The sequence below is a fragment of the Microbulbifer maximicatervae (SeqCode) genome (assembly GCF_052467615.1).
Window position 1 is genome coordinate 292,177 of record NZ_CP174319.1, and the last position, 26,066, is coordinate 318,242.

Here is a 26,066-nt window from a genome sequence, read left to right on the forward strand (position 1 = left end):
CGAACTGAGAATTAACCAGGATAGCTTTAATGAAAAAATTGACCGTTGGAGCCGGGCTCTTTATCTCCAGTATTACACTGGCGGGGTGCGGTGTGTTCGGCAACGATGGCTATTTCCGCGATCGCAGTAATGATTACCAGCATGCCGATAGCCTGACGCCTCTGCGGATACCTGAAGGTGTTAATACCAAGCACCAGGAGGAACTCTATGAGATTCCGCAGATTGCAGGAGAGCAGCTGGCCCAGGGGGATTTTGAAGTTCCGCGTCCTCAAGCGCTTTCAGTGAATGCGGGTCTGGAGAGAGTAAAGATTCAAAAGCTCGGCGGAAATCGCTGGGTGCTGGTATCCCAGCCTCCTGAAGAGGTGTGGCCCCAGTTGCACCAATTCCTTCGCAGCTCAGGCTTGAATATAGAAATGTCAGATGCCAATGCGGGTGTGATGGAAACTGCCTGGATGGCCTTTAAAGAGAGTCCTGACACTAAAGATAAGTATCGCTTGCAGGTAGAAACCGGTGTGCAACCCGATACGACAGAGATTCATGTGCGCCACTTGTCTGTGCCTTCTGCAGCCCCGGTTGGCGGTAGCGTTAATTGGCCTGATCGCTCTTCGAGCCCTGAGCGTGAAGGGTGGATGATTGATGAAATGTCCACGGCACTGGCGTCAGAAACAGCTGCTGCTACAGCGTCTTTGGTTGCCCAGGCAATTGGTAGCAGCTCACTTAAGGTCCAGTTGAGGGAGCCTGCTGGTCACGAGCCCTATATTGCAATGGGGCTCGAAATGGATCGGGCCTGGGCTACTGTCGCTCATGCTGTGAATTCTGGTGCTTATCGCCTGCACCGTGAAGATTCCGATATTGGACTTTTTTACGTCACCTACGATGAAGACCGTGCACTTGCTTCTGATGAGGAAGATGGCGACGGAGGCTGGTTCTCCTGGGGTAGCAAGAGCGATGAAGATGAGCTGGCAGAGAGCGCTGATCAGGTAAGCCTACAGCAGATCTTGGCTGGAATTGATATGACTGAGGGGGCTGAACCTGCTCTCTTCAAGGAAATCAAAGGCCTGGGAGTAGGAACCGCTACAAGCGAGGCTTATCCCGGTTATCTGATTGTTATTCGTGGTAATGACGATGAGATTGAAGTGCGCGTGCGCGATACTCGCGGACAGCCGCTTTCAAAGAATGAAGCTTCCCAGCTGCTTCAATCTATCCAGCAGAACCTTATTTAATGGGCCTGCGCTTCGCCTCTTTGGGAAGCGGCAGTAAAGGCAATGGAACAGTGGTCGCCAGTGGCGACCACTTTCTTTTGGTTGACTGCGGTTTTACCATCAAGGAAACCGAACGCCGTATGGCGCGGCTCGGTATGTCTCCCGCTGATATCTCTGCGATTGTGGTTACCCACGAACACAGTGATCACCTCTCTGGTGTAGGTCCACTTGCGCGCAGATATGGCCTGCCTGTCTACCTGACGCCCGGTACTTTTAAGGCGCGTGATATTGGCAAGTTACCGGAGTTGCACTTAATTGAGGGGCACCAGCCTTTTGTTGTCGCTGATATTGAAATAACCCCGGTCGCGGTTCCCCACGATGCTCGTGAGGCGGCGCAGTTTGTGTTTCGCTGTCGCGGTAGCAGTCTGGGCTTGTTGACGGACTTGGGGACTATCACCCCTCATGTTGAAGCGCACTTTGGTGATTGTGATGCCTTGGTTCTAGAGGCAAATCACGACCCTCTGATGCTCGCTCAAGGGCCCTATCCACCTTCGTTGAAGCGACGCGTTGGAGGTGCCTATGGCCATCTGAGTAATCAGCAGGCTGCTGGCTTTCTACAGCGCGTTGGCTATGAACAGCTACAGCACCTGGTTGTAGCCCATATCAGTGAAAAAAATAACAGCCTTGCCCTGGCAAAGGAGGCCCTGGCAGAGGTTGCCGAAACAGTGGAGAGCTGTATTTTTGCCTGTCAGCAGGAAGGGTTTGACTGGCTTACAGTGGAAAGCCGAAGTTAAGGTCGCTATCTATCCCCAGCTTATATCTGTTTAAATGCGACAAAATTGTTTGTCGTATTTAAACGGGGTGGGCTATGGAAATACTACTGGTTTATTTGTTGGTCGGTGCCGCTGCTGGAACTATTGCCGGACTATTTGGCGTAGGTGGTGGCCTGATCATTGTCCCTGCCTTGGTTTTTGTTTACACCGCTATGGGGATATCCCCTGAAATCCTCACCCACATGGCTGTGGGTACCTCCCTAGCAACAATCATTGTCACATCAATAAGTTCAGTGCGCGCCCACAATAAGAAAAGGGCGGTGGACTGGAAGATCTTTGGGATTATGGTCCCCGGTATTTTGGTTGGCTCTTGGATCGGAGGCGCAACGGCTGAATTACTGCCTGGAGCCTGGTTGCAGTTGTTGATCGGCATTTTTGCGATTGTGATCGCGGTGCGCATGTGGCTGAGCGGTATTCGTCACGCCCAGGTAGCTGAAGGGGCTGGAAACCTGCCCGGTGCGCCCGCGCTGGTCTCTGCGAGTGGAGTGATAGGTTGGGCATCTGCGATTTTTGGTATTGGTGGCGGTTCATTGACGGTGCCATTTCTGTCCCACTGTCACGTACAAATGCAGCGGGCTGTCGCTACGTCTGCTGCGTGCGGGCTACCCATCGCCATCGCCGGCGCCCTCAGTTTTGTCTACCAGGGGTGGAATAACGAACTGCTGCCTGAGTGGAGCAGTGGCTATATTTACTGGCCGGCCTTTGTCGGTATTGTTATCACCAGTACCCTATTTGCCCGTTTCGGCGCAAACCTCGCCCACCGGCTTTCAGCGAAAATGCTGAAGCATTGTTTTGCGCTTTTACTGTGTGTGATCGGCCTGCGTTTTATCTGGTTGAATATGGGGCTGCTGCAAGGGTTGATTTAATCGCGCCTATAGGGGCTCAACAGTAGACCAATAAAAAAGGCCACTGCAATGCAGTGGCCTTTTGGGTTTTGCGTCATTGCCGCGATTAGCGGATACCGCACATTCCTTTTTTCAGGAACGGGGAGATGATAATCATCAGAGCACCCACACCGAGGCCCCACCACATCAGATACTCATACAAACTGGTATAAGTGGTCAGGGTTGAGGCCAGGTCTGTGGCTTCACCCTGTGGAACGGCAGCCATCTTACCGATTCGCGTTGCAACGGTTTCAGATAGGGCGGTCGCCAGGAACCAGGTACCCATGCTGACGCTGACCACTTTACCAATAGACAACTTGGTTACAGCAGACAGGCCAACAGGGGACAAGCACAGCTCACCGGAGGTGTGCAGCAGATAGGCCAATACCAGCCAGATCATTGCAACCTTGCCCGCCTCTGTGGGGAACTCCGCACCGAGAACCAGGGCGCCAAAGCCGAGGCCAGCCTGGATAATACCGAGGCCGAATTTTACCGGGGTGCTGGGTTCCCAGCCGCGCTTGCCGAGCCATACCCACAGGGCGGCGAATGGAATCGCCAGGAGCATGATAAAGCCAGCGTTCAAGGAGCCGAACATGGAAGCGCGAACTTCGCCATCGCCGATAGAGCGATCCAGTACGCGGTCTGCATAGAGAGTCATGGAGCCGGCAGACTGTTCGAACAGCGCCCAGAATACGATGGTGGAGGTAATCAGAACCATCAATACCACAGTGCGGGAGAACTCTTCGCTATAGTGGCGAACAAAGCCATAGCCAATAAAGCCAACCAGTGCCAGCAGCATTCCACCGAGCCAGATGTCATTGCCGCTAAACGCCCAAATTAGGCCGAGGGCAGCGGTGAGCGCAGCCATACCGATAGCAATAAAGTCTTTGCCTTTATTGTCTTTATACAGCATGGAGAACAGGATCAGGCCGACAATTGCCACGATAAGAAGGCTGTTTTGCGCAAGGTGAACGGCGGGCTCACTTTGTACGAGGTACCAGACCGCACCCAAAGACAGGATGGCGCCAAGGTACACTGCCCACTCTTTGTTGATAGGGCCGAGGGCTTTCTCTTTGAGCACTTCGGGGCGGCTTGGCTCTGCCAGGCCATCCAGGTACTTTTGTCCCCAGACGAAGGTGATCAGGCCGAATACCATGCCGATACCAGCGAGGCCAAAGCCATAGCCCCAGCCGTAGGTTTCCCCAAGCCAGCCGCACAGCAGGGTAGCGATAAAGGAACCGACGTTAATACCCATATAGAAAATGGTAAACCCGGCATCGCGGCGGGAGTCATTTTTGGGGTATAGCTGACCTACAATTGTCGAGATATTTGGCTTCAGGAAGCCCACACCAACGGTGATCAGGGCCAGAGCCATAAAGAAGACTTTGAGTGCAACAACATCCTGAATCACCACTTTTTCTGTGAGGGTGGTGCCCGCAGCGATGACCGTGCCATCATTTAATGTAATTGCCTCACTGAGAACAGTGCCGGCGGCGTAGGAAATCGCCTGGTGGCCTTCGACCGCCATCAACAAGTGCCCCAAGCAGAGCAAAATGCCGCCGAACAGGACAGCCTTTCTCATGCCCAGGTAGCGGTCAGCCAAAAGACCACCAATCAGGGGGAGCGCATAAACGAGGCCAGCGTAAGCCCCGAGGACATCATAGCCAGCACTGTCCGTAAAGAGGTGATACTTTGTGAGATAAAGTAGCAGTAAGTACTTCATCCCATAGAAAGAGAAGCGTTCCCACAGTTCTGTCGCAAAACAGATGTAGAGACCCTTGGGGTGCCCAAGCAACTCGCCTGAGCTAGGTGTGGCCGCCGTGGTGACGTCCGCGACATTAGAAGACATAGAGGTTCCTCTGTCTGTAATAGTTATTGGGGAACCTCAGGCAAGGCTAGTCATGCAAGGGGGGAGCAAGACTGGGCGTCCAGAGTTTCCAGTACAACGGGCAGAGTTTACCAGCTGTCTATTTAACAGGGGAACTGTTGTGAGGTTATTCATAAAAATGGCAATAGGGTACTTTGTGAGTCTGTAAATTAGAGTTAAATCCTATTGTGATCCTAATCTTGAGGGGAAATAACTGTGAAGCTTCTATTCGGACTTACTCTGGTTCTACTGGCCACTGGTTGCTCCCAGTCTCCAAGCCGTCATGTGGAAATTGCAGATAGCGATCTTGTCTTGAGTGGTAAAGCAGTTTTCGGCAGGCCAGTTGAGAAATTTGAGCTCCCAAGCGAGGGATTATTAGATCTTGATAACGATATAGAATCTTACCTCAGTACGATTTCTCCCGGCTCAGCTCCCGATGTGCGGTTAAAGGGGCTGCTTGGCGCCTTCCGTCAGGGAGATATGCAATTTGAATACGATGCCGATAGTACCCTTCCCGCAATAGAGGCTTATCACCGAAAGCGTGGCAATTGCCTGACATTTACCTTATTGATGGTAGCTATGGCTAGACAATTGGGTGCCCAAGCTTATTTTAATGAGGTAGATGTACCTCCAGTTTGGAACCAGGATGAGGCCGAAATCTTCGTTGTCTACCGCCATGTGAACATGGTGTCCGAGCATGCACGGGGCCGGCGGGTGATTGACTTCAACTTGGCTGCTTATGACCCTATCTACAAGCAGCAAAAGCTCGAGGATAGAGTTGCTTTTGCGCTCTATTACAGCAATCGGGGGGTTGAGTTGATGCGCGAGGGAGAAGAGAGGCAAGCATTTTTGTACCTGCGCAAAGCTATTCAGTTACACCCGAATAGGGCGGACCTATGGTCAAACCTAGGAGCTTTCTACAGCCACTTTAACCATCTTGACGAAGCTGAACAGAGTTATTTACAGGCGTTAAACCTGCAAAAGGGAAACCTTGTTGCGAATAGTAATTTAGAGCGTTTGTATCGTAGCACAGGTAGGGAAGTGCTGGCTGATGGCTACGCAGATAGGGTTCGCTATCATCGTGAGAGAAACCCTTATTACATTTACTATCAGGCGCGGAAAGCCTATGAAAATGGCAAGTTTAAGCTGGCTGAAAAGCGCCTTCGAAGGGCTATAAGAGCCGATAGCAGTGATCACCGGTTTCATTTTTTGTTGGGATTAACTCGATACCAGCTTGGGGATGTGGTGTCTTCCAGGGAGAGCTTTACGGAGGCATTTTCACTGGTAAATAATTTATCCGTTAAAAATAGATATATGAATAAGTTAGAGTTCTTAATGGGCGCTGGGGAGTAGTTAGTGTAAGAGCGGTTGTAACTTTATTTGCGAATACTTAACTAGAAAAAATAAGGGCGCCAAATAGCGCCCTTATCGATTTGACTTAGTAAAGTCAGTACTTAGAACTGGTAGCTAACACCAGCCCAGGCGTAGCGGCCTTGGAAGTCGTAAGTACCATTCCAGTCGCTACCAGAGGTAGTAGACGGTTCGCGATCGGTGACGTTGTCGATACCTGCAGTAAGACGCATGGAATCGTTAACATCCCAACCTGCTTTCAAGTTCAGGTAGGTGTGTGAAGGCATATCCATATAGGGGCTATGGCCATCACCGATATACTGAATGTCTGCTCCAAAGTCCCAGCTGTCGGCATACCAGGTTGCACTGGCCAGCCCGCGCCATTTGGTGTATGCGTCGCCAGTAGTGCCTATGTAGTCTACATAGTCAGTAGTTTGGTCAGTCTGGGTGTTGTACTCCTCATACTCAAGCAGGTGGGTCGCTTGAGCGCGCAGAGCCAGCTTACCAGCATCGTAGTAAAGGTTTTGAACTACGTCGATATCAATACCACTGGTATTAATTTCGCCAATATTCAGCAGAGAGCCTTCCAGGTAGTTAATTTGCCCACTGGTACCACGGCTAACAAGCTCACAGGCAGAGCTGATACCGTCTCTGTAGCAATCATCCAAAATCTGCTGGGTGTCGGCATCTGTGATGGCGTCTTTGATTTGGATATCGAAGTAGTCCAGGGTAATGGACAGGTCTTCTACAAAGCTAGGAGTCCAAACAATACCAGCGGTGAAACTTGTTGATTCTTCAGGCTGAAGATCTTCGTTACCACCGATGTTTGTCGGTACCTGGGAGCCGGCTTGGGTGAAGCCCGCGCTTACCATGTCGCAGTTTGCGCCCTGGCCAGCAGAGTTGTTGCTGCTAGTGTCACATGGGTCGATGAGATACTCGTAGCTCTGTGAAGAACCGCTGTAGAGCTCATAAATGCCTGGAGCACGGAATGCAGTAGACAAGCTGGTACGGAAGCGCAGGTTTTCAGTCGGCGCATAGACTGCACCGAGCTTGTAAGTCGCTTGGCCGCCAAATGTGTCGTAGTCGGAATAACGAACAGCGGCGTCAACAGACAGCTCATCCGCATACTTTAAGCCAGCCAGGATAGGCAGGTTAAACTCGGCAAATACTTCAGTTACAGCGAAGTCTCCGGATGTCGCATCTTGCTGGTTGCTAAATGTGGCACCGGATTGAGTTTCTTCACTGGGGTTAAATTCGCCAGACTCCTCTCGATATTCAAGACCAGCAGCAAACCCTAAGGCACCGCCTTGGAATTGAATCTGTTCGATGTCTCCAGTCAAGCTCGCGCCGACATTGAGCATGTCGTACTCGTTGTCTTCGCGATCGGTGTAGCTGATGTAGTCGATAACTTCATCGCTCATGCCACCGAGGAACTGAATATCCTCGTCAGCAATTCCACTTTCCCCATCCAGGATTTCCTGCAGCATTGTTTTGCTGATGGAATTTCCGACAGTGTTTTCACCTTCGTTTTTACCGTAGCTTACGAAAGCGTCCCAGCCCCAACCATTGGCAAGATCTCCGCGTAAGCCGCCGAGGATACGGTAGGTTTCAGTTTTCTGTTCGGAGTCACGAGTTCCACCGGCTACAGGGCGCAGGCGAACATCAGAGAGGCCGTCTGACCAGCTGTCCCCGTGGGTTGCAGTTGGTGCTGTAGGCTCAAGATCCTCAGGGCTACCTTGTGCTTCCCACTCTGCAACTGCAGCATTGTAAGCTGCAAGTTCAATCTGGTAAGCATCTTCAGCTACCTGCCATGCTTCTGCCAATTGCTCTTGAACTTCATCAGAGAGGTGGTCAGCGGTCAGGTTGAGGCCATTGCCAGCGTACATGGGCTGAGCGGCAAGCTGCTGATTGGTAGTTTTCAGGGTGTAAGAACCTTCCCCGTAAAACTCAATGTCGTCGGTAATGGAGTATGAGCCACTTCCGGTGAAGCTGGTGCGCTCCATGGAACCGGAAAGCCACATGTATTGGCCGATATCATAGCTGGAGTAATCACCCAAAGTGACACCGTCATCGGCAACGCTGAAGGAGCCGTAGTTGGTAAAGATATTACCGGTGGGAGACATTGAGCTTTGCAGGCCCGCCCAGTCGCGGTCGCTATAAGCGATTTCGTCGCGCTTACTGTGAGTCACGTTAGCGATAAACTGGCCACGGTCGAACTCTTTACCAAAAGTGACAGAAAGTTCGCCATTCTCACCACCGCCAGCTTCGGTTGCTCCCGCACGAGCATTTATACGAACGCCGTCGAAAGAGTCTTTCAGGACTACGTTAATTACGCCTGCAACCGCGTCGGAACCGTATACAGCAGACGCACCGTCGGTCAGTACTTCGATGCGGTCGATCATGTCTACAGGGATATTGTTCATATCTACTGCAGAGGCTACGCCAGAGCTGGACGATACGAAGCGACGACCGTTAACGAGAACCAGGGTACGTGCAGAACCTAGGTTGCGAAGATCTACAAATGAAAGACCAGCACCGCCGTTGTTGTCATTTGCATTGATGCCGGTGGTGCCCATAGAAGGAAGTTGGTTCAGCAGCTCATCAATAGTGCCTACACCAGAGCGTTGAATCGCTTCGGAATCAACCAGGGTGATTGGTCCGGTAGTGGACAGTGGGTCACGAGCAATGCGCGAGCCAGTAACAATTACTTCTTCTACCTCTGCGCCAACATCAGCAGATTCCTGAGCAAAAGCGCCAGTGCTGGCGATGGTGCCCAGAGCAGCGATGGCGATGCTCAATTTGGTCTTGATCATAGTGGAACCTTCTTATACTTAAGGTGCTTATTAGGCTTTATTCGATAAAAAGCTTTAAGTGACATGAGTGACTTTAATGCATATTTGCTTATTATGGAACTATTGTGACATTTCATGCACCCAATAATTTGGCCTAGAAGATAGATTAGGATTGGCTGATATTGGGTTAAACAGTATTTTTTTAGGTTTTTTGTCCTATTTACAGGTTTATGCCGTTAATTTATTGCGTAGCCGAGTCTTTTATTAATATAAAAATTTTTAGCGCTGAGGCTGGGGATTTGCCTGAGGAATAGTGGAAATTTCTTCCAGAAATAAAGGTGAGAGGAATAGTTAATGTAGTGAGGTGGGTATCAAGCTGGAGGTGTTTGGGGGAAAGTGTGCACTGTATGCAGCTTTGAGTTGCTTGCCTGCGAGGAGTTTTCACAGGCAGTAAGTGCAATCGTGAGAAATTGATATGATTTATTTGTCGTGAAACCAGCCGCTTATAGCGAGTCGTAACTTGGGTGCAAATGGAGCAACACAAGTTACGGAATGAATATGTTTGACATGAAATAAGCAAAGGCTGTTGTAAGTGGGAGACCAAGACTTAGTGGGAGTGCCATCATCTTTGTAAAACTGCAAGAGTCCCCCCCAGTCAGGATGCCAATTTTCGGATAAGTTATAAACAAAAGCCACTCTTCTTTTTTCTGCCGAAACATCGTCTCTATGGCGAGTTAAAAAATCCCCAGGAGCAAAAGCTGTTATTTGGGCGCTTGGGTATGCTAACGATGAAATTCCTGTAATAGTCCTAATATTCTTTATCATCTCTTCGCTAGAAAGCCAGCTGTAGATATTGGCTAGATGAGGGGTTGAGCTCTGACTCAACTCTTGCCTTCCATACCAAAAGCCAACTCCATCGCTAGCTAACTTATGTACGTTTTGTACTAGTGTGCGGCGATCATTAAGATCTAACTGTGCAAATTCATCTTTTGATATCTCAGAGTATTTCCCATTGGAAATATGTGCCTGCTTAAAACTCGCATATTTTAAGATTTCTTTTTTCAAAGTGTGGGCTGAATCGTTACTTAATAAGTTTGTAACTCGGCAGCTCAGGTCTTGATTAAACTCATTGCTCCAGTAAAGGGAGTCAAGTTCACGATTAATTATATATTGCATATCTCAACTTCCCGTATTAGATGTTTGATGCTTTAGGGCTCTTTTTGATTCGTTGTTTAAGGCTGCGAGGAGGTCTTCGGCAGCCTCAGAAAATTTGCTCCATTTCTTGGCTTCTGAAGGATCTATAGGTTTTCGTACTTGCAGCTCGCTAAACGTAAAATTGTTAGATTTTCCCCTCAGGGACAGTATGTTGTCGCTCCATCTAAGGCCTAAAAAGGAGTATAGTTTTTGGGCAGTTTCTTTTTGTGTGGATAGAAATTCATCAAAATTCAGGTTGAAAATACTCTTTGGGAAGGTTTTGCCCCAAAATTGCATTAGTCTCATTGATTGGTAGTAATAGTGAGCGACATCTTCTGCTTTGCACGCATATGTATGCCCTTCGGGAAAGGGCTTTGAAAGAATTGACATGCATACATCGAAAGGATTTCTGGCTACTTGAATAATGCGGGCATTGGGGAATAAAGATAAAATCAATCCAACGTTTAGTAGGTTGCTGGGCATTTTGTCCACAGTGTCTTTTTCTGCTTCCGTTTCGAGTTTCATGTAATGCTCAGCAAGCTGGTTCCAGTCGGTAGAGCTTAATTTGTGAATGTTCTCATAGGCTTTCCCCTGAAATTTCAATTGCAGCTGGGATACCGTTCTAGGTATTTCTTCACTTTCTCCGAGACTGTAAACACTATTGGAATTTTCTATAATTTTATTTATTAAAGTTGTTCCTGATCTTGGCATTCCCACTATAAATATAGGGCTGTTTTGGTTGGAACTCTTGTTGTGCGCATGCGATGATAGGCTGTATGTCTCTATTATTTTCGAGAACAATTCTTCTGTTTTTCGAGGGTCGTAGGTGTTATTTGCCCTTTTTAGTAGTTCAAGCTTGATTTTGTTGGCTATTCCAATTTGCTTGTAGGATTTTTGGTATTTGTTTTGTTTTATATAGATTTCTGAAAGTGCAAAGTTACATATTTCCGCATCGATCGATGGTTCTAATAGAGATTTAATGGCCGAATTTAGTTTGTTTACTAGAGCTTGGCTAATGTCACTTGGAGGGGTGAGTTCAGCAATAATTTGCCATCCAGCGCTGAGTTTGGGGTTCTTTGAAGTGGCTAGTGTTGCATGCTTAATTGAGTCGCTATAGTTCCCATTTAGTCTTTTTATTTTAGCCTTCAATAGATCAGCCTGAGCGGATGTTTCCCCCATGCTTATTGCTTTCTCGAGCTGGACTTGGCTTTCTTCAGTTTTTCTTGCCATTAGTAATAGATCTGCATACTTTAAACGGTCGGAGGCTGAGGGCGATACTAACTGAATATATCTAGAGTATGCAGTGATGGCGGTTTCATAATCCCGGAACTCCGCTGCGACCAATGATAGCTCGCGGGCAATAGCCAGATTGTTCTGTAAATGAGAAAATAATTTTTTATAGATTGGAAAAGCTTTCCCTATATTCCCTAACTTAAAGTGAGAAAGACCGAGCAAATGGAATGTTTGCCCATCCATTGGTTCAATTCTCTCAATTGCTGCGACTGCATAATGGTGTTTTTCTAGGGCTACATATTCTGTTGCTATAAATTTGAGATCAGCTGCTGTGATACCGTTTGTAGTTTCAGCTTCCTTTAGCTGGCTAAGTGCTTCGGACCTCTTTTTTAGCTGTCTTGACGTAAAGGCAAGCATCAACAATTTTTGAATTTGCCTGGAGGAGGTCGAGGTTGGCAGATTAAGAAGTTGTGTATGTGCAGAAGTATAATTTTTCTGTTTTAGATCAAGTTCAATTGAGGCAATAGAGGTCTCCCATTGAGAGGGTTTGGGGCTTTTGGGTGGGGTGTGATGCTTCATATGACAGATTTATCTCGGTATACTTCCCTAAGTGTTTTAAATTGCCGACCTTGAGTGAAATTTAATTGTCTTATAGGCATCTCTTCTGATCGATGCTTACTGGGAGTTGTAATGTATTGTATATCATCTGATCTCGATGTTGATAGGCTGCGGGAGGAGTTCTTAAGGTCATCAGTTGTACAGGTACCTAATTTTCTTCATAGTCAGTCGGCTAGTGATATTTTTTCTTTTTTGAGGGAGCAGAAGGAATGGAACCTGTCTTTCAATAAGCTTGGTGTTCATACGGATATTAGCTTTTCTGATTATTGTGGTTGGAGTGCTGATCAGAAAGGTATGTTGAACGATATCGTGTGGTCTCAGGCTGGGACAGAGTTTCAATACCTTTACAAGAGCATCCCTATATTTGATTTTTGTAGTCGTGGTAGTGGTCAGGATAAGCGGTTTATGTCTATTTTTCAGTTGGTTAACAGCGAGTCATTTTTATCCTTAATGCGCTCAGTTGTTGGGGACAATAGTATTGCTTTCGCCGACGTTCAAGCGACATGTTTTGACCGTGGGCATTTTCTAAAGGAGCATGATGATGGTGTTTCCGGGAAGAATAGAGTTGCAGCATATGTTATTAATTTAACCCCAAACTGGAATTTAGACTGGGGCGGAGTTTTGCATTTTTATGGGAAGGATGGAGGGGCAATCAAGGGACTGGTGCCAACATTTAATGCTGTAAACGTATTTAAAGTCCCTCAGAAGCATTCAGTTTCATATGTTGCTCCATTTGCGCCTGAGAGCCGCTATTCAATTACTGGCTGGTTAAGGCGTGGGGAAATGGCGTAATGCGTTCACAGTTAATTATTAATTGCTAGGGATTACATCAAACGGCGTGGTTACTCTCAGATGCGTGGATTCTTCTGGTAGGGGGATTGTTCCGTGCCAAGTGTATGAAGGAAATAAAACTAGTGATCCTTTAGAGGGAGTTATTTGCTTTTCCACAAAATCTCTCTCTCCAAGTTCATATGGAGACTTCCCGAAAAAGATGTCACCTGGATTTGTTGGGGCTCCTTCATTTTCTGGTGGTGGTAATTCTACATAAAAAGCGGAGCTAATCCAGCCTTGGGGATGCACATGGCTAACATGGTGTCCACCACCTTTTAGCATTACGGACCATGATCCAGAAAATTTAAAATTTGATGACGTTCTTCCTAAAAATGGGTGTTTCTCATCTTCAGGTGAGTTTGATATGTAATCGCTAATGACCTCTTTAAGGCTTTCCTTTAAGGAGCATATTACAGGATGACTTTTGTGAAGCAGTCTGCCAGGTGTTTGAACTCCAGAGCGTACCGATTGAAAAAGGGGGCGCTCCTTCAGTTTGTGCATGTCTAATAGATTTGCTTTTAACTCCAGAAGGAACTCGTTAAGGCTGGAATACCCATTTGGGGTTGGTATTACATACTCTTGAATATAGCTACTATTTTGAGTGAGCCATTGGTAGCGCTCATTCCCCATCATTTTCCAGCACGTCCCTTGAATAGCCCAAAGAAGTTGGTCATTTGGGGCTTGTTTTAAGGCCTGCTTAACAAGTTTATCAGCCACTTCGAATTCATAGTTTCTAACAAGGGTTATTAAGTACTGCTTTGTAATGCTGAGGTCAGGTTGCACTGAAAAAACAGTTTCATAGAATTTCAAGGCAAGCTTTAAATCTCCTTCCTCTTCGGCAATTTTGCCTCTGAGAAATAGAAGTTCGAAGCTTGTGTCAACATCTGGACGTGACTCAAGTACGCTTTGTGCCTCTTTAATTAACCCTGCTGCGATTAAGCTTTCAATATGAGCAATGGTGATTTCTCGATGATCTTTTGGGGATTGCGATAACTTGCGATAGCTTTCGCAAAATAGCCCTTTATTACCAAGCTGCCAATATGCTTCATTCAGGGTTTTGTGCGCCTCGGTATGAAGAGGTTCTGTAGTAATGAGTTTCTCAAGTGTTTCTATGGCTGTTTTATGGTAGCCAAGGTTTAGTTCGGCAAGTGCTTTGGCATAAAGTGCTTCGCTCATATCAGGTGCCAAGCTAAGAACTTCTTCAAGCAAAGCTAGCGCTTTTTCAGGCTCCTCAAGGTCAGAATAAGTTATGGCTAATCCATAAGTAGCCTTCAAATTCTTTGCATCTTGAGCCCTCGCTTTTTGAAAGAAATCCAAGGCATCTTGAAATTGGCTGTTTTTTCTGCAGATATTTCCAAGGAGGGTTAGTGAAGCAGGAGAGCTAGGCGTGAAGCTTGCGGCCTTTAAGGCATGTTCATAGGCTAGAGTTAGGTTGTTTGATTCAAACTCAAGTATTGCCAAATTTCGCCATGCGGCTGTAAATTTCGGATTGTAATGAATAGCTTGCTTGTAATGGTACCTTGCAAGATCTATCTGCTTTTGCGCTTTTAGAAAGTTAGCAAAATTATTATGTACCGGCGGTTGGTCATTTTTTGCTTTAAGTGATTTTTCAAAGAAATCTTTAGCTTCTCTTTTACTGTTGACTGCACCTAACGCGAGAGCGGAGAGGTGTAATACATTCGGCTCGTTCGGGAACTGCTGATTCAATTTTTGGATTGCAGGTAGCGCGTTCTGAGCATGTCCAGACTCCACCATTTTTCCAAGGCTCGCCAGGACTTGTTGAAGCGTTAAATTTCTCTTCATAGACATTTTCTAATTAAAGAAACGGCGAGCAATGCTCGCCGTTTCTTTGTGTCAAATGACAATCAGCTTACTTCTACTCAAAACGATAGCTTGCGCTCAGGAAGTAGCGCGGACCTAACAAGTCATAAGTAGATGGATAGGTATTAGCTTGCTCAGCAGAATCCCCCAAAGTGGTGGGTTCAGTATCTAGAACATTCTTAATACCAAAGTTGATGTCAAAGTTTTCATTGACTGCCCAGCCGGCGCTGAGGTCAAGGTAAAACTCATCATCAATAGACTCTACAACCAGTTGGTTGCGCTCATCGAATGGATTGGTGACAGTGTCTCCAACGGCGATGTTGGTGAAAGCAGAGCCCGCATCCATCAGATCATCGATGTTGTCAGCGGTAACTTCGATAGTGCGAGGTCCACTAACGGTCATCAACTGGTCATCTTTGGTTCCATCAAGATAGCGAACCAAGGCGGACAAGGTTAGTGGGCCACTCTGCCAGCTAACACGTGTATTCCAGTTGAATTCGCCTCTGGGTGCCTCACAGGTGTTTCCGTAATAGCCGGCACACTCATTCACAACACTTGGGAACTCAGCAACGGGAGTTACGTCGTACTGGAGCAGGTAGGTGCTGTTGAAAGTGACGCTCAGGTAGGAGGCACCATCAAAGCCGAAGTCCAGATCGGTACCGTAGTTAATGTTGAGGTCAACACCTCTGGTCTCAATCAGGCCGATGTTCGCATTAAACGCTTCTACGTAGTCAACGTTACCGTCGCTGCGGCGGTTAATTGCTTGGCAATATGGTGAGCTAGCATCTTGGAATTGGTTGTAGCAGAGATCCAGGATGTTATTTACACCACCGCCGTATACGTCGATCGCATCTTCGATTTCAATATCGTAGTAGTCGATAGCGATGTCGAGGCCATCCATCGGCTCAATTACTGCACCAAATGTGATCGTAGTTGAGGTTTCCTCTTGAAGCTCCTCATTGCCGCCGAAAACACCTTCAATCTGGGTATTCGCTTGAGTAAAGCTGCCTGCAGTTACGCCATCAGGCATGGTGGCGTTACAGGTATCGGTATCCCCTGAACCGCCTACAGCACATGGGTCGCTAGCGGGCGGGAAGCCTGCGGATTCACCTAGGTAAAGCTCGTAGACATTTGGAGCGCGAACAGACTGCTGAAAGCCTGCGCGGAACTTAACCATTTCAATTGGAGCGTAGTTTAAAGCAGTTGCGAAAGAGTTAACTCCGCCAATATTCGAGTAATCGGAATAGCGGTATGCACCCCACAGAGCTAGGCTCTCAACTCCAGGCTTGCCAGAAACCAGCGGTACGTTTACTTCGGCAAAAGCTTCCATTGCGGTATAACCACCAATGGTCTGCTGCCCGGCATTAAAGCCCAAAACGTCGCCTGTAGCGAGGTAGCTATCAGGGTGGAAGCTAGACTCATCATCGCGATGCTCTAAACCAAACACCACACCGATAGCTTCATCTGCAGAGGGAACAGTGCCCAGAAGGCCGGATACGCTTGCAGAGATTACTTCTTGTGTGATGCTGGTAATGTTTGTGGCATCGACAGTGATGAAGTTAATCGCTTCGTCACTGATATTGCCTGCGCCCCAAATATTTAATGGTACACAGCCATTGGAAGTATCTTGACATGCTGTGCCGTCATCTGTGACAAGGATAGCTTGCTTGAACTTGGAGGCCGCAACGTCGTTGTTTTGACGGTTGGTCTGATCGAGATTGGAGTAGCTGTAGTAAGTATCAAAAGACCAGTCGTCATTGATGTCGCCACGGAAGCCAGTCACGATGCGGAAAGCGTCACGAGTATCTATTGATTCGCGAGAACCATTTTCAACCATTCGACGTCCGATGAAAAGATCAACCGGATCATCTGCATTGTTGCCATTTGCAACATTCAGGTTTCTAAGAGTTTCTTGGTAAGCTTCATCGAAGAAAGGTGTATTTGGGTTTACTGAAACTGTAGTAAATGCAGGGGTGGGGGCCAGTTCCTGTGGAACTTGGTTGTGAGAGAACGCCATTTCACCATAAGCGGTGACTTTGTCATTCAGGTCGTAATGCGTAAACGCACTAATCAGGAAGCGCTCTTGCGGCAGCTGCAAATAGTTATCTGGAGCGTAGTTAAAGCGGTCTTCTGGGTCTTGGAAAGCGCGAGAAGTGCCATCTGGCTCAAAGGTTGTGCCAGTACTAAATACGTTTGTGCCAGGAATGCCACTGGAACCAGAGGTGGACAGGCTATCGTTGAAGCCGTCCCCGTCAGTGTCCGCTTCGCCCCAAGTGTTAGTACTGAAGTTGCGGTCAGCTTGGAAAACGGGGTCACGGTCAGTCCAAGATGCATATACGGTAGCATTACCGCGTCCATCGGCAAAGTTACCACCGATAGTCAGGTCGATATTGCGCTTGGTGCCATCACCTTCCTCTGTAACATCATAAAGGCTGGTAAGTTGAACCCCTTCGAAATCGTCTACTAACTGGAAGTTAACTACACCGGCGAGGGCATCGGAGCCGTATACCGCAGAAGCACCACCAGTAATTACATCAACACTCCGGATCAGGGTGCTGGGAATGGTGTTCAGGTCAACGATACCTTCTTGAGTAGAGGGAATATAGCGGCGGCCGTTGACAAGAACCACTGTACGATAGCTTCCGAGGCCGCGAAGGTCTACCTGGGCAGTACCGTCCCCAGGGTTGTTAGAGCTGGGACCAAAGCTGGGCCGAGTCTGAGGTAGTTCAGCGAGTTTCTGCTCAATATTGAGGTTACCGGAAATCTTGAACTCTTCTGCCCCAATAGAGGTTAATGGAGTAACAGATTCAAGGTCTTGGCGCTTGATACGAGAGCCAGTAACGATAACTTCTTCAACCATTTCCGCATCTTGCTGAGCGAAAGCAGGCATTGCAGGAACCATAATTGCGGCAGCGGTGAAGCCCAGGGCTCCCTTTACGGCTGCGGACAGGAGGTTCTTTTTCATTGTCAATCCTCTCTTGATCGTTGGATTTATAGTCTGTTGTCATTAATGACGATTGCTGGAAGTAGCTACCCCCAAGTGGCTACTTCCCTCCCAACACACCTATTAACGTTTGGCGGGCGGAACCCCTCAAAAGAATCGTGTTTTTTTCTGATACTACGTATTGTCAGGTTTGGTAGGTCAGCGCGTGCTCGCTCATCGATCTTTTTGTTTTATTTTTGGTCTGTCTGAGAGCGGTAAAAGGGGAGGCAGAAGAGGTTTGAGTAGAGAGGTGTAACTTAAAGGCTTAGGGAGAAGCTTCCGTAAAAGAATCGACCTGTTAGGTCATATGTAAGGTAGTCGTGGTTATTGCTCTCTGCGGTTGAAGCAAAAGGAGGTGAGCGATCTAGTAAATTATTGATACCGAACGCAAATCTCAGTCGAGAGCTCGGGGTGTAAGCAACCTGAATGTCATGTGATGACCAGTCGCTGATATTGCGGCTTTCGTTAGTGCCGTCCAGGGTGGTAAACGTTTCTTTAAGGCTGTCCACGTAATGGACGGTATAGCCGGCATTCCAAGGGCCTTTTTTTATGTATGCTCCAGCATTGGCTTTCCACTTTGGCAATGATCCTGGGCCGCCGGCTGAAATATCTGTGAAGGTGCCAGATAGATCTTCTTTGGTTGAGTTAGGTGAGCTTTGATTGAGGTAGTGAAGCATTCTGCTGATGTTTAAAGCCAAATGCAGCTCCTTATCACCCTCTAGTTGGAAGTGATAACGAAAAGCGGCGTCATATCCTCGAATTTCACGGCTTCCTTGATTTATACGAGAAGCATATATTTTGGTGATATCGCCACTTTGGTCGCGTTTGACTAAATCCGTATAAAGGTTGTAGTAGGCATTTTGATCCAATAAAAACTGGGGGTTAGTGCCGATCACTTGGTCTTCGTCGATGTCATAAAGGTCAAACTTAGCAATAAAGTCGGAAAGCCTGAGAGGTTCCCATGTCACTCCAAGAGAAATTGTTCGGGATGTTTCTGGAGCTAGATCTGGATTACCGCTAAATTCAGTTAAATATTGTATCCGTGAACTGTCTGACTGAAATTGGCAGCCAGGAAGGTCGCTTGCATTTGTGCTGGTACAGGGGTCGAATAGAAATTCTTGTGTTTGGTAGCCCTGTTGATTCATGTCTGTAAGAGTTGGGGCTCTGAACCCAGTGGTATAGCTGCTTCGTACAAGAAGGGAGGGGGCTGGTTTCCATCTTAGAGCCAGTTTGGGATTACTAGTATCCCCAAAGTCGTCGTAGTGAGAGCTTCTAATGGCACCATCTAGCCACAGCTTTTCTGAAATAAGCGGGATGGACACCTCAGCAAAAGCTTCTTTGACAAGCCGGGTTCCTTCTGTAGATCCAGGGGCGTGCCCACCAATAAAGGACATTCCAAAATTATCATTGGAGTGAAGATTTACGCTTTCCCGTCTGAACTCAATTCCTGCTGCTGCAAGAATATTTCCTGCTGATATCTTTTTGATAATGCCGTCAGTTATGAATGTGAAAGATGTCATTCGGGAGTTGCTAGTGGTTACACTTTTGCCGCGAATGAACTCTAGCTGTTCCGCATCAATACTTCCGCTGGGGCCAAGAAGGTTTACAGCCACACAGGAGGTCGTGATATTGCAGACATCTGGTCCTTTTAGCCCCAGGGAGAGCGCAAAGGGATCTATTACATTGTTTAGTGTTTCTTTCTTAGAGGTTCTGTGAATTGAGGCACCTAGTTCCCATTGCCACTCATTCCAGAAGCCTTTAATTCCGGTATTGAGTCTCCAGGTGTTTGTTCGGTTGTTTTGTGTCCTTGGGCCAAGCTCGATAACGCGTCTGCGGACATCATAAATTTCTTCGTTAAAAGTATTGTAAATATTATCAGCCGCTATCGTTAGGTCCCCGTTGTCAAAGCGTGTAAATACAGGGGTGGGAGCAGAGGTTGATACTCCGATAGATCGGACTCCCATAATTTCAGAAAAAGCTTGCGTGCTTTCGCCGATATCCAGGTTGCCGGCTATGTATATTGAGTCACTTTGGGTGGGGGTAATTGCTGAGGTGTAGTCGCTGTAGTTAAATTTCTCTTCCGGCGACCAGCTCTGATAGGTTCCGGGGGAGAGGTTGGTTAACACCTCATTTCTCTCGAGGGCGATAAAGCCATCTGGGATGGCGGATGATCTCTGGTCTGTCCCCCCAATTGCGCGACTATCCGCTGAGCTGGAGAGATCTCGGTCCCGGCTCATTACTTTTCCCTGGCGATTTTGGGCCAGGTTTAACATTAAGTGAGACCGGTCCCCCCTCCATCCCCAGGTTAAATGGTGGGATTCACTCTGTCGATCACCTTGTGAAGCTTGTCCGTAATAGCTCTTCACTGTGAGCCCTTCAAAGTCAGTTTGCAGGATAATATTCACAACTCCTGCGATAGCATCGGAGCCATAAACAGCCGAAGCCCCGTCTTTTAGAATTTCGACTCTTTCAACAAGAGCTAGAGGGATAGTGTTTAAGTCGGTTGCTTCTCCATTAAACCCATCGCTGATGATTCGTCTCCCATTGAGGAGAACAAGAGTGCTATTGGCTGGTAGGCCGCGCAGGGAGACTGCTGCAGTACCATCGCTCTCCTGGCTAACTGAAGTGCTTGTGGAGTTGCCGGAGATAGCAGGTAAAAACTTTAGCAAATCGGCAATAGTCTGAGCGCCGGTCATTTCCAGCTGGTCTCGCGAAAGACGGTCTACCGGCAGGTATCCTTCTGATTGGAAGTGGCGCAAGTGACTTCCCGTTAGGCTCTGACCCGTAACCGTTACTTCTTCAGTTTGTAAAATACCTGTTGCTATTTGCGGGCTAGTATTAGCCTGGGGTGATTCAATAACTGCTACTGATGATGGGCCTACTTTTTTGAAGGATAGCGGCACTCCTTCTAATAGTTGCTTTAAAGCGGGCTCAAATTGGCCGTCGGGGCTAAGTAGTGTCCGCCTGTTAACTTGAAATTTTGCAGCTGATGAGGCTCTAACCAGCAGTGATATTTTACATTGTTGGCCCAGTGATATCAGAGCTTGAGAGAGGCTCCCTTTGGGGATTTCGATTCCCGATTCAGGGCATAGGGCGTAGGTAGCGCTAGGGGAGCAAAGCGCTAACACAAGGGATATTGTTATCCAGTACCTAAGTGTCAATGAGGTGCCCATTCAAATACATGCAGCATGTCAAAATGCAGCAAATTGATAGTTTTTCTTAGTTTTTGGGCGGGCTTATTTTGCTTGTGTAATATATAACCGCCGTATCGACGGTTATAACCTAGTTATGTGCGGGAGACAAGATAGTCAGGTTGGAGTCGCTGTGGTCTTCATGTAAATCGAGCGCAGTAGCGATTGCTTTCAAGGTGCTATCTGGGTCGGAAATCTCAAAGGTTCCTGAAACCAACTTGTCCTCTACTTGGGGGGAGGCGGCAACTGGAACAGCTAAATAACGGTTTAACTCGGTTAAAGCGTCCTTAAGTGGGGTTTTTTCAAAGACTAGCAGTCCTTTTGTCCAGTCGGTAGCTTCTTCCGGTGATGTTTGGCCAATTGGACTGAGTCCTCTTTCAGAAACGCTGACTTTCTCGTTCTTGACCAATTGTACTGATTCAGGCTCCAAGCCGGGAGCGCTATCGGTTTCGCTGACTGAGACTGTGCCCTCAGTTACAGATACTCTTGTGCTCTGTGGGTTGAGTTCAACGTTAAATTCGGTTCCCAATACGCGGATATTGGCGCTGCCGGCAGTAACAGTAAAGGGGCGAGAAGTTTGCCTTGCCACTTCGAAGAAGGCTTCACCTCGAACTAACTCAGTGCGGCGCTCATTGCGGTTATAGATCACCCGCAGTTCACTATTGGAGTTCAGCTTTACTTCTGAGCCATCGGACAGGTTTATTGTCTGTATTTGTCCGCGTTCAGTCGCATATATTTGAGCCTTGAGTTCGCCGCCCATACCCTGATATCCAACCCACAGGGCAACTATTGCTCCGCAGGTTGCTAGACCGCCGCCCATAAGCCACTGCGGCAATGTCCATTGCTTTGAGCTTTGTTGCCCCTGTGCGTTATCGGTGGATGCGGAGCAAATCGCAGTTCTATTTTGCGGAGAGGGGATGCTTTCAGGGAACAATGTATCTACCGGTAGGTGAGATAAAGCACCCAGGTCTCCCCAGAGTTCAGTGATTTCGGCAAAAGCCAGCTGATTCTCTTCTTGGGAAATCCACTTCTTGAACTGGTGACGGTCGCTAGATGTAATCGAGTCAGAGCGCAAACGAGCAACCCAAGCGCAAGCCTGGTCAAGGCTTTCTTCACTTATTGCTTGCTTAGGGTTAGTCATCATGGTTGCTCTAGCATCTTGGGTTTACGAAGTGTTACTTTAGTACTTTGATATTCAGGGCGGCATATTACTCAAAGTTTCTGGATTTGTGCGACCTCTACCGCGCATACCGTCGAATAAAAATGTCATTCCAACGAGTTTTTACTGAATTGCAGTAAAATGTTCTGTTGTATGTAGAGTATTTAGGTTTACTCAATTCGGTCCTTCGAAGCTGAGACGACTGAACAGCTTCCCCCCTCAAATAATTTTGTGGAGTTGTTGTTAAGGTGTGAATACTGGTGGTTCATTTTTTTATCGTTATTTTAAGGATATATGTCACAAGTGGCGCAACTGACTGAAGGTCACCTTTCAGGAGTCACCTTCTTACGACACGCTTTCAAAGCCTGCAAAATATACTTTTCCACACTACTCACGGAGATATTCATCTCCTTAGCTATCTCGCTATAGGAGAGGCCCCGGGTCCTATGCAATAGAAAGGCCTGGCGACACTTAAGGGGCAGCTTGTCCATGGTTTCGTAGATGGACTGTAGTTGCTGGCGGGCTGCCAGCAACCTTTCTGGTGACTGATGGTCCGCATGGTCGTCGGTGTAGGGCTCACCCTCCATGGGGATCTGCTGGCTCACATACTCTACATGAAGCTTGCCCCGACGCAGCTGGTCCACAGCAAGGTTATTGGCAATCTGGTAGAGGTAGGCCCGTGGATTCTCAAGTTCCTTCTCATCGCTGAGTTTTTGCAGGCGTAGATAGGCATGTTGGGCGATATCCTCGGCATCGTCAGGGCTTTTTACAATGCGAGAGACAAAGCGTACCAAGGCCTGTCCGTGTTCGGTAAACAGCCTTTCAAGAAGCGTCTTCCTGGCCTTATTCATTACTGATCGTGATCCCCGTACCCTGCTCGCTGTAGTTATGGACTGATTGTTCTTAGTGCGAGCTGGCGCACAGTTATATCACAAGCATTGGTTTCGCTACGAGAGGTACGATAGAACTTGACTGGTCACACTCTTCGATTCTCTATGCCTGGCGATGGATGCCGGTATAATGGCGGCCGCGCCACAGGCGCAGACAATAAGACCTTGCAGAGGTGTGTCGAGCACCGGAGATTGAATGAGTTATCAAGTACTGGCACGGAAGTGGCGGCCGAAGCTGTTTCGCGAGATGGTGGGACAGGAGCATGTTCTCCAGGCGTTGATCAACGCCCTGGATAATGGCCGCTTGCACCACGCCTACCTCTTTGCCGGTACCCGTGGTGTGGGTAAAACCACGATCGCACGAATCCTGGCCAAGTGTCTGAATTGTGAAGAGGGAGTTAGTTCTGAACCCTGTGGCCAGTGCCACACTTGCAATGAGATTGCCGATGGCCGTTTTGTCGACTTGATCGAAGTGGATGCAGCCTCGCGTACCAAGGTCGAAGATACTCGTGAACTGCTTGAGAACGTGCAGTACGCACCGACCCGGGGTCGCTTCAAGGTTTACCTGATCGACGAAGTCCATATGTTGTCGAACAGCTCGTTTAACGCGCTGTTAAAAACCCTCGAAGAACCGCCTCCCCATGTGAAGTTTCTACTGGCAACGACTGATCCGCAGAAGTTGCCGGTTACCGTGCTGTCCCGCTGTCTCCAGTTCAAGCTGAAGAATATGAGCCCCGAGCGGGTTGTGGGGCACTTGAAGTTTGTGTTGGAGCAAGAACAGGTTCCGTTTGAAGAAGGGGCCCTGTGGCATCTCGGTCGCGCCGCAGATGGCAGTATGCGAGATGGGATGAGTCTTACTGACCAGGCCATCGCATTTGGTGGGGGGCAAATTACCGAGGCAGAAGTGCGCGGTATGCTGGGCAGTATCGATACCGGTTTGGTGTGGAAGCTGCTGCAAGCCTTGTCTGAAGAGGACGCACAGGCTTTATTTGCCACAGTTGCTGAGTTGTCTCAGCAGGCCCCTGATTACAGTGCTGCGCTGGCAGAACTCGCCGATAACCTGCACCGTATCGCAGTGGCTCAGGTGTTGCCGCAATCTATCGATAATTCCCTGGGTGATGGTGAGCGACTGAGAAATTTAGCTGGGCGTATCGCCCCGGAAAATGTGCAGCTGTATTACCAGATGGCCCTGCTGGCCCGGCGTGACTTGCCCTTGGCCCCGGATCAGCGCAGTGGCTTTGAAATGGCTCTACTGCGGATGCTGGCCTTCCGTCCTCAGGGAGTTGCGGATATTCCCCGTTCTCCACTGCCATCGGCTTCCGAATCCGTTTCACCAGCACCAGCTCTAGAAGCGCTACAGCCACAGGCCCCTGTAGCGCCAGAAGTACCGGAGGTCAGTCCGGCAAAAAAGCCTGAAGCGGCACAGCCGCAGGCTGTTACAAAGGTTGATGTGGCTCCCCCGCAGGCAGTGCAGGGCCTGCAGCCGTTGCAGAATCAGGCAGAGCAAAGGGAGGTAGAGCCTGCAGCCCCAGCTGAAATGATCAGTGAGCCAGCGACGGAGGCTCAGCCGGAGCAAATTACAAGCCCGCCTCCTGTCCAGGGAGTGGCAGAAGAGCGTCCCCAGCGTAAAGATGTCCTGGCCGAGCTTCGCCAGCGAGTTGCGGAAGTGGAGTCGGCGCCGGCATCACAGCAACCAGTACCACAAAATACGGTGAATACCTCGCGGGAGGCTCCGGTAGAAAGCCGCAGTCAGGAAGTGCCAAAAGGGCGTTTGGAAGCATTAACGCCTGGCAGTTGGCCGGTAATGTATGGACAGCTGGGTATTACCGGTATTTTGCACTCCATTGCCCAGCACTTGGAGATGGTGGGCAGGCGGGACAATATACTCTCGTTCACCCTGGATGAATCCTACAGCAGCCTCTACGACGAAGTTCACCAGCGGCGTCTGGGGGACTCTCTGGCTGACTTCTTCCAACAGCCTGTGGTAGCGCAGATACAAGTAGGGCAGGTACATGGGAGTACCCCCGCCCGATTAGTCGCAGCTACCCGCCAAGCGCGGCTTGAAGCTGCCCAGGATGCACTGGTCGCTGACCCGCTGGTTCAAGAGTTACAGATAGAATTGAGTGCGGAACTGGTGCCGGGTTCCGTAGAATCACTAGTAGTAGAAGATTAATGACAATTAGGGCCCAGTTTGTTCCGGGGCCACATGCACAAGATAGAGGTTACCTATGAAAGGTTTGGGCGATTTGATGCAGCAGGCCCAGAAAATGCAGGCCGATATGCAGGAAAAAATGCAGAAGATGCAGCAGGACCTGACTGAGCTTCGCATCTGCGGTGAGTCTGGGGCGGGTATGGTCAAGGTGACGATGAATGGTCGCCACGATGTGACATCTGTGGAAATTGATCCCTCCCTGATGACTGAGGAGAAGGAAATGCTGGAAGACCTGCTGGCCGCTGCGGTCAACGACGCTGTGCGCCGTGTAGAGGAAAAAACACAGGAACTGCAAAAGCAGGGGATGGGAGACCTGACTTCAGGTATCAATTTGCCTGAAGGCTTTAAGTTCCCCTTTTAAGAAGTGGCCATCCACTGGTTTTGAGTTTGTATGTTTAGTCCCCTGATTGAAGAGCTGATCCGCGCGCTCCGCTGTCTGCCCAGTGTGGGCCCCAAGTCCGCGCAGCGCATGGCGATGTACCTGTTGGAAAAAGACCGAGAAGCTGCCTCCCTGCTGGCCCAGAGTTTGACACGAGCGGTGGAACAAGTGGGGCGCTGTGGGCAGTGTCGCACCCTGACAGAGGAGCCCGTTTGCTCATTGTGTAGCAATAGCCGGCGCGAGCAGGACTCACTGTGCGTGGTTGAGACGCCCGCTGATGTTCTGGCTATTGAGCAGGCCGGTAATTACCACGGTCGCTACTTTGTCCTGCATGGGCATCTCTCGCCCATCGATGGTATTGGCCCGGGGGACCTGGGGATCGACTTGCTGGAGCAGAGGCTCGCTACTGAGCAGTTGCGCGAACTTATTGTCGCCACTAACCCTACGGTAGAAGGTGAAGCTACCGCGCAGTACATCGCGGAGAGAGCTCGTGCCCAGGGGGTGACGGTGAGCCGGATTGCCCACGGTGTGCCCATCGGCGGAGAGCTGGAATATATCGATGGCGGCACTCTCGCCCACGCCTTTAATAGTCGAACCGCATTTTTTTCCGGCAGTTGAGTGATATCA

At 48.7% G+C, this 26,066-nt stretch carries 17 protein-coding genes; 8 read left to right on the plus strand and 9 right to left on the minus strand.

Annotated features, from left to right (window positions below; all coding sequences use genetic code 11):
- The first annotated feature begins 29 nt into the window (after positions 1-29).
- The 3 genes from bamC to ACJJIM_RS01350 all read left to right on the plus strand — a co-directional run bounded on the left by bamC (position 30) and on the right by ACJJIM_RS01350 (position 2,901).
- On the plus strand, positions 30-1,223 hold the full coding sequence (gene bamC / locus ACJJIM_RS01340; RefSeq protein ID WP_413664458.1) for an outer membrane protein assembly factor BamC: 1,194 nt from the start codon (positions 30-32) through the stop codon (positions 1,221-1,223).
- The gene (locus tag ACJJIM_RS01345; RefSeq protein ID WP_413664459.1) at positions 1,223-1,996 is read left to right on the plus strand and encodes an MBL fold metallo-hydrolase; all 774 of its coding nucleotides are present in this window, start codon (positions 1,223-1,225) and stop codon (positions 1,994-1,996) included. Before bamC ends, ACJJIM_RS01345 begins: the two co-directional genes overlap by 1 nt.
- Before the next feature lie 74 nt (positions 1,997-2,070).
- Positions 2,071-2,901, plus strand: a complete 831-nt coding sequence (locus ACJJIM_RS01350; protein WP_413664460.1) for a sulfite exporter TauE/SafE family protein — start codon at positions 2,071-2,073, stop codon at positions 2,899-2,901.
- An 85-nt stretch (positions 2,902-2,986) separates the two neighbouring features.
- On the opposite strand, the gene ACJJIM_RS01355 is transcribed toward ACJJIM_RS01350, so the two are convergent.
- Positions 2,987-4,768, minus strand: a complete 1,782-nt coding sequence (locus tag ACJJIM_RS01355; RefSeq protein ID WP_413664461.1) for a peptide MFS transporter — start codon at positions 4,766-4,768, stop codon at positions 2,987-2,989.
- A 234-nt stretch (positions 4,769-5,002) separates the two neighbouring features.
- Between ACJJIM_RS01355 and ACJJIM_RS01360 the strand changes: the two genes are divergently transcribed.
- Entirely contained in the window at positions 5,003-6,139 is a 1,137-nt protein-coding gene (locus tag ACJJIM_RS01360) for a tetratricopeptide repeat protein (RefSeq protein ID WP_413664462.1), read from the plus strand.
- A gap of 101 nt (positions 6,140-6,240) precedes the next feature.
- Here ACJJIM_RS01360 and ACJJIM_RS01365 read toward each other — a convergent pair whose 3' ends face one another.
- The 3 genes from ACJJIM_RS01365 to ACJJIM_RS01375 form a co-directional block, all read right to left on the minus strand.
- A complete protein-coding gene (locus ACJJIM_RS01365) occupies positions 6,241-8,949 on the minus strand; it encodes a TonB-dependent receptor plug domain-containing protein (protein WP_413664463.1) in 2,709 nt (902 codons plus the stop codon).
- Between the two features lie 459 nt (positions 8,950-9,408).
- Positions 9,409-10,104, minus strand: coding sequence for a 2OG-Fe(II) oxygenase family protein (locus ACJJIM_RS01370; protein ID WP_413664464.1), 696 nt, complete (start codon positions 10,102-10,104; stop codon positions 9,409-9,411).
- Positions 10,105-10,107: 3 nt separating this feature from the next.
- On the minus strand, positions 10,108-11,934 hold the full coding sequence (locus ACJJIM_RS01375; protein ID WP_413664465.1) for a tetratricopeptide repeat-containing sulfotransferase family protein: 1,827 nt from the start codon (positions 11,932-11,934) through the stop codon (positions 10,108-10,110).
- Between the two features lie 111 nt (positions 11,935-12,045).
- Between ACJJIM_RS01375 and ACJJIM_RS01380 the strand changes: the two genes are divergently transcribed.
- Positions 12,046-12,765 carry a 2OG-Fe(II) oxygenase gene (locus ACJJIM_RS01380; RefSeq protein ID WP_413664466.1) on the plus strand — a complete coding sequence of 240 codons (720 nt, stop codon included), beginning with the start codon at positions 12,046-12,048 and terminating at the stop codon, positions 12,763-12,765.
- 18 nt (positions 12,766-12,783) lie between these two features.
- On the opposite strand, the gene ACJJIM_RS01385 is transcribed toward ACJJIM_RS01380, so the two are convergent.
- The 5 genes from ACJJIM_RS01385 to ACJJIM_RS01405 all read right to left on the minus strand — a co-directional run bounded on the left by ACJJIM_RS01385 (position 12,784) and on the right by ACJJIM_RS01405 (position 22,809).
- Positions 12,784-14,607 carry a tetratricopeptide repeat protein gene (locus tag ACJJIM_RS01385; RefSeq protein WP_413664467.1) on the minus strand — a complete coding sequence of 608 codons (1,824 nt, stop codon included), beginning with the start codon at positions 14,605-14,607 and terminating at the stop codon, positions 12,784-12,786.
- A gap of 73 nt (positions 14,608-14,680) precedes the next feature.
- On the minus strand, positions 14,681-17,590 hold the full coding sequence (locus ACJJIM_RS01390) for a TonB-dependent receptor plug domain-containing protein (RefSeq protein ID WP_413664468.1): 2,910 nt from the start codon (positions 17,588-17,590) through the stop codon (positions 14,681-14,683).
- 275 nt (positions 17,591-17,865) lie between these two features.
- Positions 17,866-20,367, minus strand: a complete 2,502-nt coding sequence (locus ACJJIM_RS01395) for a TonB-dependent receptor (RefSeq protein ID WP_444912155.1) — start codon at positions 20,365-20,367, stop codon at positions 17,866-17,868.
- Between the two features lie 523 nt (positions 20,368-20,890).
- On the minus strand, positions 20,891-21,943 hold the full coding sequence (locus ACJJIM_RS01400; RefSeq protein ID WP_413664470.1) for a FecR family protein: 1,053 nt from the start codon (positions 21,941-21,943) through the stop codon (positions 20,891-20,893).
- A 338-nt stretch (positions 21,944-22,281) separates the two neighbouring features.
- Positions 22,282-22,809, minus strand: coding sequence for an RNA polymerase sigma factor (locus ACJJIM_RS01405; RefSeq protein ID WP_413664471.1), 528 nt, complete (start codon positions 22,807-22,809; stop codon positions 22,282-22,284).
- 235 nt (positions 22,810-23,044) lie between these two features.
- Here ACJJIM_RS01405 and dnaX point away from each other — a divergent pair, with 235 nt between their 5' ends.
- Genes dnaX through recR form a run of 3 tightly spaced genes read left to right on the plus strand, consistent with a single transcriptional unit; the run spans position 23,045 to position 26,057 of the window.
- On the plus strand, positions 23,045-25,021 hold the full coding sequence (dnaX, locus tag ACJJIM_RS01410; protein WP_444912156.1) for a DNA polymerase III subunit gamma/tau: 1,977 nt from the start codon (positions 23,045-23,047) through the stop codon (positions 25,019-25,021).
- A gap of 55 nt (positions 25,022-25,076) precedes the next feature.
- Positions 25,077-25,421: a YbaB/EbfC family nucleoid-associated protein gene (locus tag ACJJIM_RS01415; protein ID WP_413664473.1), complete on the plus strand. Its 345-nt coding sequence runs from the start codon at positions 25,077-25,079 to the stop codon at positions 25,419-25,421.
- Positions 25,422-25,451: 30 nt separating this feature from the next.
- On the plus strand, positions 25,452-26,057 hold the full coding sequence (gene recR / locus ACJJIM_RS01420; RefSeq protein ID WP_444912157.1) for a recombination mediator RecR: 606 nt from the start codon (positions 25,452-25,454) through the stop codon (positions 26,055-26,057).
- Positions 26,058-26,066 lie beyond the last annotated feature (9 nt).

Coding starts and splice junctions, on each gene's coding strand:
- ACJJIM_RS01350 (WP_413664460.1), top strand. CDS start 2,071: ATGGAAATACTACTGGTTTATTTGTTGGTCGGTGCCGCTGCTGGAACT.
- ACJJIM_RS01385 (WP_413664467.1), bottom strand. CDS start 14,607: ATGAAGAGAAATTTAACGCTTCAACAAGTCCTGGCGAGCCTTGGAAAA.
- ACJJIM_RS01380 (WP_413664466.1), top strand. CDS start 12,046: ATGTATTGTATATCATCTGATCTCGATGTTGATAGGCTGCGGGAGGAG.
- ACJJIM_RS01390 (WP_413664468.1), bottom strand. CDS start 17,590: ATGAAAAAGAACCTCCTGTCCGCAGCCGTAAAGGGAGCCCTGGGCTTC.
- ACJJIM_RS01405 (WP_413664471.1), bottom strand. CDS start 22,809: ATGAATAAGGCCAGGAAGACGCTTCTTGAAAGGCTGTTTACCGAACAC.
- bamC (WP_413664458.1), top strand. CDS start 30: ATGAAAAAATTGACCGTTGGAGCCGGGCTCTTTATCTCCAGTATTACA.
- ACJJIM_RS01400 (WP_413664470.1), bottom strand. CDS start 21,943: ATGATGACTAACCCTAAGCAAGCAATAAGTGAAGAAAGCCTTGACCAG.
- recR (WP_444912157.1), top strand. CDS start 25,452: ATGTTTAGTCCCCTGATTGAAGAGCTGATCCGCGCGCTCCGCTGTCTG.
- ACJJIM_RS01365 (WP_413664463.1), bottom strand. CDS start 8,949: ATGATCAAGACCAAATTGAGCATCGCCATCGCTGCTCTGGGCACCATC.
- ACJJIM_RS01345 (WP_413664459.1), top strand. CDS start 1,223: ATGGGCCTGCGCTTCGCCTCTTTGGGAAGCGGCAGTAAAGGCAATGGA.
- dnaX (WP_444912156.1), top strand. CDS start 23,045: ATGAGTTATCAAGTACTGGCACGGAAGTGGCGGCCGAAGCTGTTTCGC.
- ACJJIM_RS01375 (WP_413664465.1), bottom strand. CDS start 11,934: ATGAAGCATCACACCCCACCCAAAAGCCCCAAACCCTCTCAATGGGAG.
- ACJJIM_RS01415 (WP_413664473.1), top strand. CDS start 25,077: ATGAAAGGTTTGGGCGATTTGATGCAGCAGGCCCAGAAAATGCAGGCC.
- ACJJIM_RS01355 (WP_413664461.1), bottom strand. CDS start 4,768: ATGTCTTCTAATGTCGCGGACGTCACCACGGCGGCCACACCTAGCTCA.
- ACJJIM_RS01370 (WP_413664464.1), bottom strand. CDS start 10,104: ATGCAATATATAATTAATCGTGAACTTGACTCCCTTTACTGGAGCAAT.